We start from the raw sequence: 15,762 nt of genomic DNA, 5'->3' as shown, positions 1-15,762 counted from the left end.
AGGTTTTTTACTATGAGAGCAGTTATTACTGTAATAGGTAAAGATAATGTTGGAATTCTTGCTAAAGTCAGCTCAGTTTGCGCAAAGTACAATGCAAACGTTACTGAAGTGACACAGTCTGTACTTCAGGAGCTCTTCGCAATGATCATGCTCGTTGACATATCAAAACTCAACACTGATTTTGCAAAGCTTGCTGATGAGATGGCAGCACTGGGTGATGAACTTAAATTATCAATACACACTATGCATGAGGACATTTTTAATTCCATGCACGAGATCTGATTTTCTTAAAAGGAGAAGTTATTAATGTTAAATGCATATGACATACTTGAAACTATCCGCATGATCCAGGACGAGTGTCTTGACATCAGAACGATAACAATGGGTATTTCGCTTCTTGACTGTATCGACAGCGATATTGACAAGGCATGCGATAAAGTCTACAACAAGATCGTTACAAAGGCAAAGGATCTTGTAAAGACAGGCGAACAGATCGAAAAGGAATACGGCATTCCGATAATCAACAAGAGAATTTCCGTAACACCGATCGCAATGATCAGCGCTGCGTGCGATAAGAAAGATCCTGTAAGATTTGCTCTTGCACTCCAGAAGGCCGCTGACCAGTGCGGAGTAAACTTCATCGGCGGTTATTCAGCTCTTGTTCAGAAGGGATTCAGTGCCGGTGACCTCGAACTTATCAATTCGATTCCTGAAGCACTTTCAAGAACTTCAAACATCTGTTCATCAGTAAACGTTGGTTCAACACGTACAGGTATCAACATGGATGCTGTTGCACTCATGGGTAAGATAGTAAGGGAAAGCGCTGAAATTACAGCAGACCGTGACTGTATCGGACCTGCAAAGCTCGTTGTATTCTGCAACGCAGTTGAGGACAATCCGTTCATGGCAGGTGCATTCCACGGCGTCGGCGAGCCTGACTGTGTAATCAATGTCGGCGTTTCAGGTCCTGGTGTTGTGCGTGCGGCAGTAGCAAAGTATCCTGATGCAGATATTTCGCAGATCGCAGACGTGATCAAGAAGACAGCATTCAAGATCACACGTATGGGACAGCTCGTCGGTTCAAGAGCTTCCAAGATGCTCGGCGTTCCGTTCGGTATAGTTGATCTTTCACTTGCTCCGACTCCGGCAGTAGGCGACAGTGTTGCTCACATTCTTGAGGAACTTGGTCTTGAAACATGCGGTATTCACGGAACAACTGCAGCTCTTGCACTCCTTAACGACGCAGTTAAGAAGGGCGGCGTAATGGCTTCCTCACACATTGGCGGACTTTCAGGTGCATTCATTCCTGTTTCTGAAGACGCAGGTATGATCGCTTCAGCAGAAGCCGGTGTTCTTCAGCTTGACAAACTCGAAGCCATGACTGCTGTATGTTCAGTTGGTCTTGATATGATCGTTATTCCTGGCGATACTCCTGCTTCAACAATTTCAGCTATCATTGCTGACGAAGCTTGTATCGGTATGGTTAACAATAAAACAACTGCTGTAAGAGTAATTCCTGCTATCGGCAAGAAGGAAGGAGATACTCTCGAATTCGGCGGACTTCTTGGTCATGCTCCTATTATGAAGCTCCACAGCGGATCAGCAGAAAAATTTATTTCACGAGGCGGCAGACTTCCGGCACCAATGCACAGCGTAAAGAACTAAGCATTGCAGTTCGGATCTGTTAATGGGGTGATGTGATGGAAAATATAGTTACAAAGATCGTTGAGATCGACAATGAAGCTGACAAAAGGCTTACAGAAGCTGAAGAAGCGGGAAGAAAGCGTGTCGAGGATTCTGAAAAGGAAGCCCTGGAACTTAAGGAAAACCTTATGGCCAGAGCAGAAAGCAGAATGGATAAAGTCCGAAGCTTCTACCGCGGAGAAACTGAGACAGACGTAAACCGTATAAACGACGAATGTTCTCAGAAACTTAAGCAGCTTGATGAAGCTTTTGAAAACAGCCATTCAGTCATTGAAGAAAAGATCTTCCATGCGATAGTGGGTGAGAACGTTGGTTAAGTTTTCAACTAATGCCACGGTAGCACGCGCAAGAGCTTTACACGGTAAAAGACTTACTGAAGCGGATTACAGGGAACTGGCAGGACGCAAAAGCGTGTCAGAAGCAGCAGAGTATCTTAAGAAAAGCACAAGCTACTCTGCAGCTCTTTCCAGTGTAAATACCGCAACGGTACACCGAGGGTATCTTGAATCGGTAATACGCAGGTATTCATTCGACAGGTATATAAACATCTGCGATTTTCAGCAGCTTCGAAAAGAACAGTTTTACAATTACCTGATCGTTCTTTCAGAGATACGCGAGATACTCAGTGTAATTCTTCATATAAACGCTGACTCGAGCGATGATTATATCACAGCAATGCCGGCTTACCTTATAGGAAAGACCGGTATTAACCTTATTGAACTTGCAAAGTCAAAGAATATAAAGGAAATGCTTGCTGTACTCAGACACACCAGATACTATCCGGTTTTAAAAACCATCGCAGTCGATGAAAACGGTCATGTAGATTATCTTAACTGTGAGATAAAGCTCAGAACCTTCTACTATCAGTGGCTCATGGATACAATAAAAAAGGAGCTTCCGAAAAAAACGGCTGAGGAGCTTCTGACACAGATCAAAACACAGATAGACCTTATAAACATAATTAACGCTTACCGAATGAAGAAGTTTTATGGCCTTTCCAGTGCGGAAATTGACAAAAAGCTTCTTCCTTTTTACAGGAAGCTGAATAAAAAAACAAAAACAGAGCTTTTTGAAAATGAGAACGGCGAGGAATTTCTCAGGGCATTTTCGAAAACCAGATACGGCAGGGAAATTGACTTTGATAATTCGGAAAACTTTGAAACCGAAGTTCGTAAGCTGCGAAGCAAAATGGCCAGACGTGCGCTTGCTTTTTCACAGAGTGCCGCTGTAAGTGTCTACTCGCTTGTGCTTCTTGATGAGCTCGAGGTTGACAATATTATTACTGTCATTGAAGGAATCAGATACGGCAGAAGTGCCGATAATATTCTGTCTATGGTCATACCGACATAAAATATAAAACAGTGAGAAAAAACAGATACTTAAGGAAACACTGGTTAAATCGGAAATCCGGCAAAGCCGGATTTCCGAAGGTGGGATTTCGGTGCTTCGCCCCGGAGCCCCGCGCTGATTTATAAGTAAATCAGCGTTTTCTTAAAGAAATTCACTATTTGATCAAAGGCCGGTAACCTTGTGTACCGACGACCGGAAAAGGAGGGATTTTTATGTCTATTGAGAAAATGCGGCTTGTGAACATTGCAGGCAAGATGGACAGCCTTGACAGGGTAATACAGAAATGTGTTGACAGCGGCTGCTTCCACATTGAATCTGCATCGTCTTCCGACACGGAAGAAAGCGGTTTTTCTGTTCTCCATGAGCAGAACCCGTACAGAGAAACACTTGACAGGATCGTTGCCGTTGATTTCGGCAGTGATTTCAGGTTCCGGAAGACCGATTATTCCGATATTGAAAACGAATCGCTTGAATCGCTTTCGGAATATGTTTCCGGTACAAGTGAGAAACTGAAGATTCTCAGTGAGGAGATATCTGAGAATAAAAACAGTATTCTTCAGTATGAACAGATAATTGCACAGCTTAAGCATCTTCAGGGGCTTGACATTGACATGGCAAAGCTTTCAGGCTGTAAACACATCCATGTTCGTTTCGGCAGGCTTCCGTGTGACAGCTACAGCAAGCTTGCATACTATGAGAAAGACGCTTTTGCATTTGTTCACTATGATGTGGACGACGATTACTACTGGGGTATGTATTTTGCTCCGGTTGAATGTCTGAAAAAAGCGGATAAGATCTTTTCAGATCTGTATTTTGAAAGGATCTGGCTGCCTGACTACGTAAAAGGCAAACCGGAAAAGGAGATCGAAGACGTAAATAAAAAATATTCTGACGCTCAGGCGAAAGCCTCAGAACTGGAAAAGAGACGTCACGATCTTATAGAAACGGAAAAAGAAAGACTTAACAAGGTATTCTGCAGGTTTAAAGCTCTTTATGACTGTTTTGAACTTCGCTCAAAGGCTAGTGTAATTAAAGATAATTTCCTGCTTGTGGGCTTTGTTCCTGAAAAACAGGCAGATGAGTTTGAAAAGCCTTTAAGTAAGATACCAGGTGTGTCTGTTGTAATAAAGCCGCCTGATTCCGACGTTTCACTTGAAGTACCGGTAAAGCTTAAGACAAACAAATTTACCAATCCGTTTTCACTGTTTGTCGAAATGTACGGACTTCCTTCATACGACGGATTCAACCCGACCACGCTGGTGGCCATCACCTACACACTGCTGTTCGGCATAATGTTCGGTGATCTCGGACAGGGACTTGTAATATCCATTGCAGGCGCTGTACTCTATAAAAAAACAAAGAACAAACTCTGTGCGATAATTTCGAGAATAGGTCTTTCAAGTGCATTCTTCGGACTGGTATTCGGTTCGGTGTTCGGATTTGAACATGCTCTTGACCCTATGTACAGGACTCTCGGATTCGAGGAAAAACCTTTCGAGGCTATCGATAACGTAAATATTGTACTTGGTGCTGCTATTGCGATCGGTGTTGTGCTGATCATTATCTCAATACTTATCAATATAGTAACGACACTTAAGAAAAAGGAATTTGACAATGCGCTGTTCGGAAACAACGGTGTCACCGGACTTGTCTTCTATTCTGCAATACTTTATGCGGTGGTAAACTTCATGATGTTCTCAAAGAACGTTTTTAACCCGCTGTTTACAGTATTTCTGATAGTTCTTCCGCTTGTTATAATGCTTTTCAGAGAGCCTCTCGGATGTATGGTAAGCGGAAAGAAGTTTAAGTCGGAAGGAGTCGGAGACTTCATCGCTTCCAACTTCTTCGAAGTGTTTGAATTCCTTTTAGGCTACGTGACCAACACTCTTTCATTCGTAAGAATCGGTGGTTTCGTACTTTCACACGCTGCAATGATGTCCGTTGTAATGCTTCTTTCAGAAATGTACAAGGGAGCTTCACCGGTTATCATCATTTTAGGAAATATATTTGTAATTGGCATGGAGGGCATGCTTTCAGGAATACAGGTCCTCAGACTTGAGTTCTATGAGATCTTCTCACGCTGCTACGACGGCGACGGAAAAGCTTTCGAACCTGTATCAGTAAACTACAGCCCGGAACTCGACTAATACGAAAAACATTATTTAAGGAAACACTGATTAAATCGGAAATCCGGCTTCTCCGGATTTCCGGTGGTGGGATATGAGGGGTTTCGCCCCGGATCTCCACGCTGATTTATGAATAAATCAGCGTTTCCTTAAATGAAAACACAGAAGGATCTGTGTTCAGAGTAATTTATAAGATTGGAGTAATTTTTATCATGAACATTTTAGAACTTGCATTAATGCCGCTTTTAATTCTTTGCATTATTTCATTACCGTTTATCGCTGCTTTCAGAAGAAAAAGCTCACCTAAGAAGGCGAGAAACGCAGTGATCCTTAACCTTTGTTCATTCTTCGCGGTAATGGCTCTTGCAGTTATTTTCCCGATCGGCGGATTCATAAGTGCTGAAACTGCTGAAGCTGCTTCACAGGCAGTAAACAATAATGCAGGTCTTGCTTACATAGCAGCAGCTCTTGCTGTTGGTCTTGGTTCTATCGGATGCGGTATCGCAGTTGCTTCAGGTGCTCCTGCTGCTATCGGTGCTGTTGCAGAAGAACCAAAGTCATTTGCAAAGTCACTTATCTTCGTTGCACTTGGCGAAGGTGTTGCTCTTTACGGATTTATTATCGCATTCATGATTATCGGTAAGGTCTGATCTTCTATGAAATTTTATCTTATCAGTGATAATATTGATACTCTTATGGGAATGAGACTCAGCGGTATTGAGGGTGTGGTTGTACACGAAAAGCATGAGGTAAAGGAAGCACTGAACAATGCACTTAAAGACAGTGAGATCGCAGTGATCCTTATTACACAGAAGCTTATTACTGAATCCTCGGAGCTTGTATACGACCTTAAGCTTAACAGGAAATACCCACTTATCGTCGAGATTCCGGACAGACATGGTTCATCTCATATTTCGACATCCATCTCGCAATATGTTCGTGAAGCAATAGGCATCAGAATATAGCAGATGGATGTCTGCTTTTTGTACTTGAATCTGACCGGACTGATCAGAGGACAGTAATCAGTACAGATAAAAGGGGTAACAGAAAATGAATGATAATAATCTCAGACAGTTTATAGAAGCAGTTAATTCTGAAGTTGACAGCAAGATAGAGCTTATAGAAAAAGAAGCAGATGAAAAATGCAGTGAACTTCTTGAAAATGCGGAAAATGAAGCACTTAATGAAGCATATAAAAAAATCAGATCCTGTGTTTCAGAAGAAAAGCAGTTAAATAAGATGACTGTTTCAAAGGCTGAACAGGAAGCACGTATAAAAGTTCTTACATACAGGGAGAATCTTGTCGGCAGAATATTTGACTCTGTTGATGACAAGCTTATTAACTTTACACATTCAGAGGGCTATTCTGCTTATCTTGAAAGCCTTCTGGACGGAGAAGAGATCACTAAGGATACTGTGATTTTCCTCAGAGAGGAAGACATGAAATATGAACCTGTTCTTCGCAGAAAAGCAGGAAATGAGTGTTCGTTTGAACCGGATCCTGAAATAGTTTACGGCGGACTTTCGGTTTATGACAGGAATTCATCTGTTCTTATCAACAAGACACTTGACAGTATGCTTGATGAACAGAAGAAGGATTTCGGTTCCAATTACAGACTTGCATGATCTGTAAAACGGCAGCAGCTGCCGTCATGAACTGTCTTGATACACAGAATTAAGACAGGAGAATTACATTATTTGTTATCGGGGGTGCATTATGCAGAACGTTGTATATTCAATCAACGGACCGGTTGTAAAAGTTAAAGATACAAAAGACTTTTCAATGCTCGAAATGGTATACGTGGGTAACAAGCGTCTTATCGGTGAAGTTATCGGTATAACAAACGAGTTTACTACAATACAGGTATATGAGACAACAACAGGACTGAAGGTCGGGGAACCTGTTTATCAGACAGGTGCGCCAATGTGTGCTACACTCGGACCTGGTATTATTTCAAACATTTTTGACGGTATAGAAAGACCGCTCAAAAGAATAGAGGAAGTTTCAGGAGGTGCCTTTATTTCAGAAGGCGCCAACGTGGATTCACTTGATACAGAGAAAAAATACGATACTGAGATAAAGGTCTCTGTAGGCGATCATCTTACCGGCGGTCAGGTATATGCCGAGTGTCAGGAAACAGCAGTTATAAGGCACTACTGCATGCTTTCACCGCTTCTTGAAGGTGATGTTATTTCTGTAAACGAAAACGGAGAGTACAGAATAAATGACACAGTGTGTGTAATTAAGGACAAAAAGGGAAATGAGATCCCGCTGACTCTCTGCCAGAAGTGGCCTATCAGACAGCCTCGTCCGGTTAAGGAAAGAAAGCTTATTTCCAGACCTCTTATCACAGGTCAGAGAGTAATCGATACTATTCTTCCGATCGCCAAGGGCGGTACTGCTGCTATTCCTGGCGGTTTCGGTACCGGAAAGACTATGACACAGCATCAGCTTGCCAAGTGGTGTGATGCTGATATTATTGTGTACATAGGCTGCGGCGAACGTGGAAACGAGATGACTCAGGTACTTGAGGAATTCTCGGAACTTATCGACCCTAAGACAGACCGTCCTCTTACTGACAGGACCGTTCTCATTGCCAATACATCCAACATGCCGGTTGCTGCCCGTGAAGCCTCCATCTATACAGGTATTACTCTTGCGGAATATTACCGTGACATGGGCTATCATATCGCTATCATGGCAGACTCTACATCCAGATGGGCAGAAGCTCTCCGTGAGATTTCAGGCCGACTTGAAGAAATGCCTGCGGAAGAAGGCTTCCCGGCTTATCTTCCATCAAGACTTTCAGAATTCTATGAACGTGCCGGTTACATGGAAACCCTTTCAGGCAGGGAAGGCTCGGTTACGGTAATCGGTGCCGTATCTCCTCAGGGTTCAGACTTTTCTGAGCCGGTAACTCAGAACACCAAGCGTTTTGTACGCTGTTTCTGGACTCTTGACAAATCACTTGCGTATGCAAGACATTATCCTGCAATCAACTGGACAACAAGCTACAGTGAATATATTGAGGATCTCGCAGCATTCTATACTGAGAATGCCGGTGCTGACTTTATGGAATGCCGTCAGGAGATCTCGAACATCCTTGTTGAGGAAAACAAACTTATGGAGATCGTCAAGCTTATCGGTTCGGATGTTCTTCCTGATGACCAGAAGCTTGTTATCGAGATCGCGCGAGTTGTACGTGTTGGTTTCCTCCAGCAGAATGCCTACCACAAGGATGATACATTCGTTCCGCTTACCAAACAGCTTCTCATGATGAGGACAATACTTCATCTTTACAACGAGTCAAAGAGGAAGATCGCTGAAGGAAGAACTGTTGGTCAGATCGTAAAATCAGGTATTATGGAAAAGGTCATCAAGATCAAGTACGAGATTCCTAACGATCACCCGGAAATGTTCGACAACTATATTACTGAGATCACTGAAACTCTTGACAGTCTGAGTGACGAGGGCGAATGGAGGGCTGAATAATGGGCGTACAGTACATCGGACTTGAACAGGTTACCGGTCCGCTTATAGCACTTGAAAATGTCAAGGACGTTGGCTACGAGGAAGTTGCTTCGATCAGACTTGAAGACGGAACAGAGCGTATAGGCAGAATCGTTGAACTTGCAGGTGACAAGGCTATACTTCAGGTATTTGAGGGAACAAAGGGCCTTTCACTTAAGAATACCAGGACTTCATTTACAGGAAAGCCGCTGGAAATGCCGCTTTCAAAAGATATCCTCGGACGTGTTTTCAACGGTGCCGGTAAGCCTATCGACAATTTAGGATATATCTATCCGGAAAAATATGCTGACATAAACGGAAAGCCGCTTAATCCGGTTTCCAGAACTTATCCGAGAAACTATATAAGAACCGGTATCTCATCAATAGACTGTCTTATGACTCTTATCAGAGGTCAGAAGCTTCCTATTTTCTCCGGTTCCGGTCTTTCACACAACAAGCTCGCTGTTCAGCTTGTACGTCAGGCACAGATAGCCGATGAAAGCGGTCAGGAATTTGCTGTAGTTTTTGGCGCGATGGGCGTTAAGAATGACGTTGCGGATTATTTCAGAAAGAGTTTTGAGGAAAGCGGCGTTCTCCAGAACGTTGCAATGTTCATCAATCTTGCAAATGACCCTATTATAGAACGTATACTTACTCCGCGCTGTGCTCTTACTGCAGCTGAATATCTTGCTTATGAAAAGAACATGCATATCCTTGTAATACTTACTGATATGACTTCATATGCCGAGGCACTTCGTGAATTCAGTTCATCCAAGGGTGAGATCCCTGGCAGAAAGGGCTATCCGGGTTATCTTTACTCAGACCTTGCGTCTCTTTATGAGCGTGCCGGAATAGTAAAGGGATCAACGGGAAGCGTTACTCAGATCCCGATCCTTACAATGCCGAACGATGACATCACTCATCCGGTACCTGACCTTACAGGATACATCACCGAGGGTCAGATAGTTCTTGACAGAAATCTCGACCAGACAGGCATTTATCCTTCAGTATCAGTTCTTCCTTCACTTTCACGTCTTATGAAGGACGGTATCGGTGAAGGATATACAAGAGCTGACCATTCAGCTGTTGCCAATCAGCTTTTTGCATGCTACGCAAAAGTACAGGAAGCGCGTTCGCTTGCAGCTGTAATCGGTGAGGAGGAACTTTCAGATACCGACCGCAAATATATGGAATTCGGCATTCAGTTTGAAAAACACTTTATCAATCAGGGCTTTGATGAAAACAGGACGATCGAGCAGACTCTTGATCTTGGATGGGAGCTTCTTTCACTTCTTCCTAAGTCAGAACTTGAACGAGTTGACGAAAAACTCTTAAACGAAAAATATGTTGAAGACGCAGCTTCAAGATTTGCCGACTGACAGTAAGGAGATGATCGTGTGACTGAACAGATTTTTCCTACCAAAGGTAATCTTATAAAGGCGCGTAAGGACCTTGCTCTTTCAAGACTCGGATATGAGCTTATGGACAGGAAGAGAAATATCCTGATAAGAGAGCTCATGCAGCTGGTGGATTCGGCAAATGAGATAAGGTTTGACATAGAAAAGACCTATGAAGATGCATACCGTGCACTTCAGCAGGCTAATGTCAGTCTCGGGGTTGTTGAGATATTCGGAAAGGCTGTTCCGGTTGAGAATACACTTACGGTCGGAAGCCGAAGCGTAATGGGTGTTGAAATTCCGACAGTGAAGATCGAACCTGTTATCCATACAGCTCCTTTCGGATTTTACGATACTGATTCAAGTCTTGACGAGGCCTATATCCTCTTTGCAAGGGTAAAGGAAATGACGGCGAAACTTGCAGAAGTGGAAAACGGTATTTACAGACTTGCAGTCGCCATTAAGAAGACCCAGAAGAGAGCTAATGCTCTTAAAAATATTCTTATTCCGAAATTTATCGGTATTTCAAAATATATCAGCGACAGCCTTGAGGAGAAGGAACGTGAGGAATTCTCGCGTCTTAAAGTCATCAAAGCGCAGAAAGCTAAAAAGGCGGAGAAAAACTGATGTTATTATCAGCAGAAAACATTTCAAAAAACTACGGCATGAAACAGCTGCTTGACGGTGTTTCAGTCTATCTTAACGAGGGTGACAGATTAGGAATAATCGGAATCAACGGTACAGGTAAAAGTACACTGCTAAAGATACTTGCAGGTGCTTCCCATCCTGACAGCGGCAATATTTCCATGAAGCCTGACCTGCAGATTTCCTATCTTCCGCAGGATCCTGAGATGGACGATGAAAACACCGTTCTTGAGCAGGTGCTTTCCGACATGCCTTCAGAATACCGCGAAGTACATGAGTACGAGGCAAAGACCATGCTTAACAAGCTTGGTATAAGCGATTTTTCCGCAAAGATAGGCACTCTTTCAGGAGGACAGAGAAAAAGAGCTGCTCTTGCCGCTGCTCTTATCCATCCGGCTGATGTTCTCGTACTTGACGAGCCTACCAACCACCTTGACAGTGAAATGGTAACGTGGCTCGAAAACCGTCCTGAACAGATTTTCCGGCGGAATAATCATGATCACTCATGACAGATATTTTCTTGAAAGAGTGGTAACAAAAATAGTTGAGCTTTCCCGCGGAAAGCTTTATACATATGAAGCTAATTATTCAAAATATCTCGAACTTAAAGCTCAGCGTGAGGAAATGGCTGAGGCGAGTGAAAGAAAACGTCAGTCCATACTCAGACGTGAATACCAGTGGATAATGCGAGCTGCAAGGGCGAGAGGAACGAAGAGCAAGGACAGAATAGAACGCTATCATGATCTCAAAAACCAGTCCGGCCCTGAGTATGATGAAACGGTAAAAATTTCAGCTCTGTCAAGCAGACTTGGAAGAAAGACCATTGAACTGAAAAACGTCTCAAAGAGCTTCGGCGATAAAAAGGTAATTGATGACTTTTCATACATCATACTCCGTAATGACCGTATTGGTATAATCGGACACAACGGTGCCGGAAAGTCAACTTTGCTTAATATTATAGCCGGAAGACTTCAGCCTGACGAAGGCGAGGTGGAGACCGGAGAAACAGTAAGCATTGGTTATTTCACACAGACATCATGCGAACTTGATCCGAATGTTAAGGTTTTTGATTTCATTCATGACATTTCAGATGCGGTAAAGACAGCGGAAGGAACATTTTCTGCATCCCAGATGCTTGAACGTTTCCTTTTCTATCCTGATCTTCAGCAGAGTCTTATCGGCAGGCTGAGCGGCGGTGAGAAAAGAAGGCTTTATCTTCTCAGTATTCTCATGCAGGCTCCTAATATTCTTCTTCTTGACGAGCCGACCAATGATCTTGATATAGAAACCCTCCGTATTCTTGAAGACTACATTGAAGAATTCCCGGGTGCTGTTATTTCAGTATCACATGACAGATATTTTCTTGACAAGACAGCGGAGTCCATATTTGAAGTATGTGACGACGGAAAAGTAAGTTGCTATACCGGAAACTACAGCGACTATGCGGAAAAGGCGGCCGAAAGAAAGCAGACAGAAAAAGCGGCAGCTGCACCGTCTGCAGGATCATCTTCGGAAAACAGCAGAAAAGGCGGACACGCACTTAAGTTTTCGTTCAAGGAACAGCGTGAGTATGAGACCATTGATGCTGACATAGAAGCAATTGAAAACAGCATTGCAGAATGTGAAGCAGAAATGGCGGCACAGACAAGCGATTATGTAAAGCTTCAGGAATTAACGGAAAAAAAGACGCGTCTTGAAGCAGAGCTTGAGGAAAAAACAGAACGCTGGATCTATCTTAATGATCTTGCGGACAGAATAGAAGCAGAAAAGAACAAATAAAACATTACAAAACGCTTATTCCATAAGCGTTTTCTTTTTGAAAGGGTTTAAAATGGAGAACGTGATCACTACGGACATTGCGGTTATCGGCGGCGGAGCGGCCGGATTAACTGCAGCTATAGAGGCAAAGAAGACCGCACCTTCACTTAACATTATAATTGCTGAAAGGCTGGACAGGACCGGAAAAAAGATTCTTGTTACCGGCAGTGGCAGATGCAATCTTACTAACCGTAACATTTCCGCAGAGGATTATCACGGTTCTATTTCTTACGTGATGGATATAATAAAGAAAACACAGAATACGGAAGATTTTTTCCGTTCTCTCGGAGTTCTCTGCACAGCTGACGGCGAGGGAAGAGTCTATCCGTACAGCAGAAGTGCAGCTTCCGTTCTCAGTGCACTGAGGCTCAGGCTTAAGAGCCTTGAAATTCCGGAAATCTGCGGTTTTAAAGCAGAAAGTATCGAGAAAACAAAGAACGGTTACGTAATAAAGGCTGAAGACGGAAGAATAATAAAAACCCGCAGAATTATAGCAGCCTGCGGCGGTTATGCATCTCCGGCAAACGGTACCGACGGAGCGGCTCTGAAAATGATTCGTGAAATGGGTATTAGGACAGCGAAGATCTGTCCGGCTGTGGCACCGCTTCGTGTGGATCCGGCTTCAGTAAAAGGTCTTAAGGGAGTACGTGTACACGGCCGTGTGAGTGCTGTTTCCGGAGACAGAATAATTAAAACTGAAGAAGGGGAGATACAGTTTACTGAAAACAGTATTTCCGGTATCTGTGTCTTTGATCTTGCTTATCTTTTTTCAGCTTATGAAGGAAAGCTTTCGGTAAATGCTGATCTTATGCCGGAATTCTCCGTTAAGCAGACAGAAGAAATTCTTAAAGAAATAAAGGAAGACCGAAAAGACTGCAGTCTTGAAGAATTCCTTAATGGCCTTTTTGTCAGAAATCTTGCTGTTTATATTATGAAAAAATCGATGAAAATGCCTCTTACAGATCCAGTTTCCGGACTTAAGGATAAGGATTTGTCAAAAATTGCGGAAACGATAAAAAATCTTTCATTTAAGATCACCGGCTGTTCGTCCTGGCAGAACGCACAGGTGACTTCAGGCGGTGTTCATGCCAGTGAGATCGATTCTTTACTCTGTCTTAAGAAAGATAAAGGAATATATTTTGCCGGTGAGATACTCGACACGGACGGAAAATGCGGCGGATATAATCTTGAATGGGCCTGGTCTTCAGGCATGTGGGCAGGCCGTAACTGCGCTTTATCACTGCAGAAATTGACTTGACATAATTGAAAATTTGTGATAAGATAGAACTGCAGTTATTTGTGCAAAAACTACAAATATAACATTTTAATGCTTTACTTTTTTTAATGTGATTAAATTATCTCGGATTTAATCTGTATGTGTAATAATTATATAGCAAACACAGTAATTTTTTAGGGGGAAATAAACTGTATGGATCTTTTTACAGGTTTCATACATACAGACGGCAGGCTGCTCAGAGACGAAAACGACAGAGAGTATCTGCTGAAAGGTATGGCTTTCGGAAATAATGTCTGGGATAATCCGTCGCTTCCGCCGTATGATACCCATCATACGAGAGACAGCTACAGAGAGCTTGCAGAAATGGGATTTAACTCTGTGAGGTTTTATCTTAACTACGGATTATTCGAAGATGACGCTAATCCATATAAATATAAGGAAACCGGTTTTGAGTGGATCGACAGAAATGTGGAATGGGCGAAGGAAAACGGTATGCGAATCGTTCTCAATATGCACTATCCTCAGGGTGGTTATCAGTCACAGGGCGGCGGAACGGCTTTATGGAGTGATAAGGAAAACCAGAACAGACTGGTGGCTCTGTGGAAAGCAATCGCCGAAAGGTACTGCAATGAACCTTGCATAGTCGGTTACGGACTTCTTAATGAGCCGGTAATTCCTGCAGATGATGTCTGGGCGGGAAGCAGAAAATGGGCTGAACTTCTTAACAGAATGATCAGAGCTGTACGTGAAGCCGACCGTAATCATATTATCTTTATCGAAAAGATACTGACGTTCCAGAACGAAGAAACCTTTGAACTGGAATGGAGCAGATCAAATGATGAGCATAATTTTGCTCTTTCCGATGACAATTACAATGCGGTTTATGAATTCCATTTCTATAATCCGTATACATTTACTCATCAGGGATTATCCTGGTCAAACACAAGTGAATTCAATAAAGTATATCCTAACGAGGAAGATATTTTCGCTGACGGAGTAAGCTGGCATGCAGGAACTTTCAACGGCGAGCAGTGTGATCTTGAAAGCAGGGACTGGCAGTACATTGAAAGTGACCGTGTTACGGTAACGGATGATGACCAGATACTGAGCTATGTTTTTCAGGCGAGAGAGATCGGTGAAAACGGCGCTGTGTATGTTGATGATATTGCTATTACCGAATTTGACAGTGAAGGCAACCGTACCCGTGTAGTCTATGCAAGTAATTTTGATAAAACATGTTCGATGTATTTCTGGGCAAGCAATAATATAGGAAACGGAAAATTTGTAAGTACCAAGGGAAGAAAACGCGGCGGAAGCTATCTGGTTTCAGGTACTACGGATGATGCGAGCGGCTCAGTCGGATTTTTCAGACCGGTCAAGAACTACAGCTATCAGGCAAGCGGCTATTTCCGTATTCGTTCGTCCAGCGGAGAAGCTACTATAAGACCAAGAGTTGATATCTGGAAAGCAGAATCCATTTCGTTTCTTAACAAGGATTTTCTTGAAAAAAATATAAAGGCTTATGCGGAGTTTTCTGAAAAATACAACGTTCCTGTATACTGCGGCGAATTCGGTACCGGAACGGTGAGCTTTACCGATGACAAGGGAGGAGACCGCTGGGTTGCAGACGTTATTGATATTTTCAATAAGTACCGGATAAGCTATAACTATCATACATATCACGAGGAGTCTTTCGGACTTTATATGAACAGCTCCCTTGAACCTGCAGCAAACAGAAACGAACTTCTTTATGAGGTTCTGTGCAGAAAAAACAAGTAATTTTGATGCCCCGGATTAGTCCGGGGATATTTTTATTTCAGACTGACATATAAAAAGGCAGAGGTTTCGTGAATTTACGACGGAAACAGTTACAAAAAAAATCGGAGGAATTTGTTGATTTTTTCGTAATAATGTGCTATAATTTAATTTGTGTGAATTTGACAGAATAACTTCACTATATATTAAAACGGAGGA

Annotated in this window: 13 protein-coding genes and 1 pseudogene; all 14 read left to right on the top strand. The window is 42.8% G+C overall.

Features of this window, described 5'->3' with window-relative positions:
- Nucleotides 1-12: 12 nt before the first annotated feature.
- The 14 genes and pseudogenes from CC97_RS01355 to CC97_RS01290 all read left to right on the top strand — a co-directional run bounded on the left by CC97_RS01355 (nucleotide 13) and on the right by CC97_RS01290 (nucleotide 15,567).
- Nucleotides 13-282, top strand: coding sequence for an ACT domain-containing protein (locus CC97_RS01355; RefSeq protein ID WP_044973389.1), 270 nt, complete (start codon nucleotides 13-15; stop codon nucleotides 280-282).
- Between the two features lie 24 nt (nucleotides 283-306).
- Nucleotides 307-1,665, top strand: a complete 1,359-nt coding sequence (locus CC97_RS01350) for a PFL family protein (RefSeq protein WP_044973388.1) — start codon at nucleotides 307-309, stop codon at nucleotides 1,663-1,665.
- A 35-nt stretch (nucleotides 1,666-1,700) separates the two neighbouring features.
- Complete coding sequence (locus CC97_RS01345) at nucleotides 1,701-2,021, top strand: hypothetical protein (protein WP_044973386.1); 321 nt, start codon at nucleotides 1,701-1,703, stop codon at nucleotides 2,019-2,021.
- A complete protein-coding gene (locus tag CC97_RS01340) occupies nucleotides 2,014-3,054 on the top strand; it encodes a V-type ATPase subunit (RefSeq protein WP_044973385.1) in 1,041 nt (346 codons plus the stop codon). The genes CC97_RS01345 and CC97_RS01340 overlap by 8 nt, the downstream gene beginning before the upstream one ends.
- Before the next feature lie 212 nt (nucleotides 3,055-3,266).
- Nucleotides 3,267-5,201 (top strand): V-type ATPase 116kDa subunit family protein, encoded by a 1,935-nt coding sequence (locus CC97_RS01335; protein WP_044973383.1) that lies wholly within the window; start codon nucleotides 3,267-3,269, stop codon nucleotides 5,199-5,201.
- Between the two features lie 191 nt (nucleotides 5,202-5,392).
- Entirely contained in the window at nucleotides 5,393-5,830 is a 438-nt protein-coding gene (locus CC97_RS01330; protein ID WP_044973381.1) for an ATP synthase subunit C, read from the top strand.
- A 6-nt stretch (nucleotides 5,831-5,836) separates the two neighbouring features.
- Nucleotides 5,837-6,145, top strand: a complete 309-nt coding sequence (locus tag CC97_RS01325; RefSeq protein ID WP_044973380.1) for a V-type ATP synthase subunit F — start codon at nucleotides 5,837-5,839, stop codon at nucleotides 6,143-6,145.
- A gap of 85 nt (nucleotides 6,146-6,230) precedes the next feature.
- The gene (locus CC97_RS01320) at nucleotides 6,231-6,806 is read left to right on the top strand and encodes a V-type ATP synthase subunit E (protein ID WP_044973378.1); all 576 of its coding nucleotides are present in this window, start codon (nucleotides 6,231-6,233) and stop codon (nucleotides 6,804-6,806) included.
- Between the two features lie 91 nt (nucleotides 6,807-6,897).
- Nucleotides 6,898-8,673, top strand: a complete 1,776-nt coding sequence (locus CC97_RS01315; protein ID WP_044973376.1) for a V-type ATP synthase subunit A — start codon at nucleotides 6,898-6,900, stop codon at nucleotides 8,671-8,673.
- The gene (locus CC97_RS01310; protein WP_044973374.1) at nucleotides 8,673-10,070 is read left to right on the top strand and encodes a V-type ATP synthase subunit B; all 1,398 of its coding nucleotides are present in this window, start codon (nucleotides 8,673-8,675) and stop codon (nucleotides 10,068-10,070) included. Before CC97_RS01315 ends, CC97_RS01310 begins: the two co-directional genes overlap by 1 nt.
- 18 nt (nucleotides 10,071-10,088) lie before the next feature.
- The gene (locus tag CC97_RS01305; protein ID WP_044973372.1) at nucleotides 10,089-10,715 is read left to right on the top strand and encodes a V-type ATP synthase subunit D; all 627 of its coding nucleotides are present in this window, start codon (nucleotides 10,089-10,091) and stop codon (nucleotides 10,713-10,715) included.
- Nucleotides 10,715-12,512: pseudogene (locus CC97_RS01300) on the top strand (ABC-F family ATP-binding cassette domain-containing protein). The gene CC97_RS01305 and the pseudogene CC97_RS01300 overlap by 1 nt, the downstream one beginning before the upstream one ends.
- Before the next feature lie 52 nt (nucleotides 12,513-12,564).
- Nucleotides 12,565-13,809 carry an aminoacetone oxidase family FAD-binding enzyme gene (locus tag CC97_RS01295; RefSeq protein WP_044973370.1) on the top strand — a complete coding sequence of 415 codons (1,245 nt, stop codon included), beginning with the start codon at nucleotides 12,565-12,567 and terminating at the stop codon, nucleotides 13,807-13,809.
- Between the two features lie 171 nt (nucleotides 13,810-13,980).
- Nucleotides 13,981-15,567 carry a cellulase family glycosylhydrolase gene (locus CC97_RS01290; RefSeq protein ID WP_044973369.1) on the top strand — a complete coding sequence of 529 codons (1,587 nt, stop codon included), beginning with the start codon at nucleotides 13,981-13,983 and terminating at the stop codon, nucleotides 15,565-15,567.
- Nucleotides 15,568-15,762: the final 195 nt, after the last annotated feature.

This window comes from Ruminococcus sp. HUN007, assembly GCF_000712055.1.
Taxonomy (GTDB): Bacteria; Bacillota; Clostridia; order Oscillospirales; family Ruminococcaceae; genus HUN007.
Note: the sequence above shows the minus strand (reverse complement) of the source record. Positions and strands in the feature narration are given on the sequence as shown.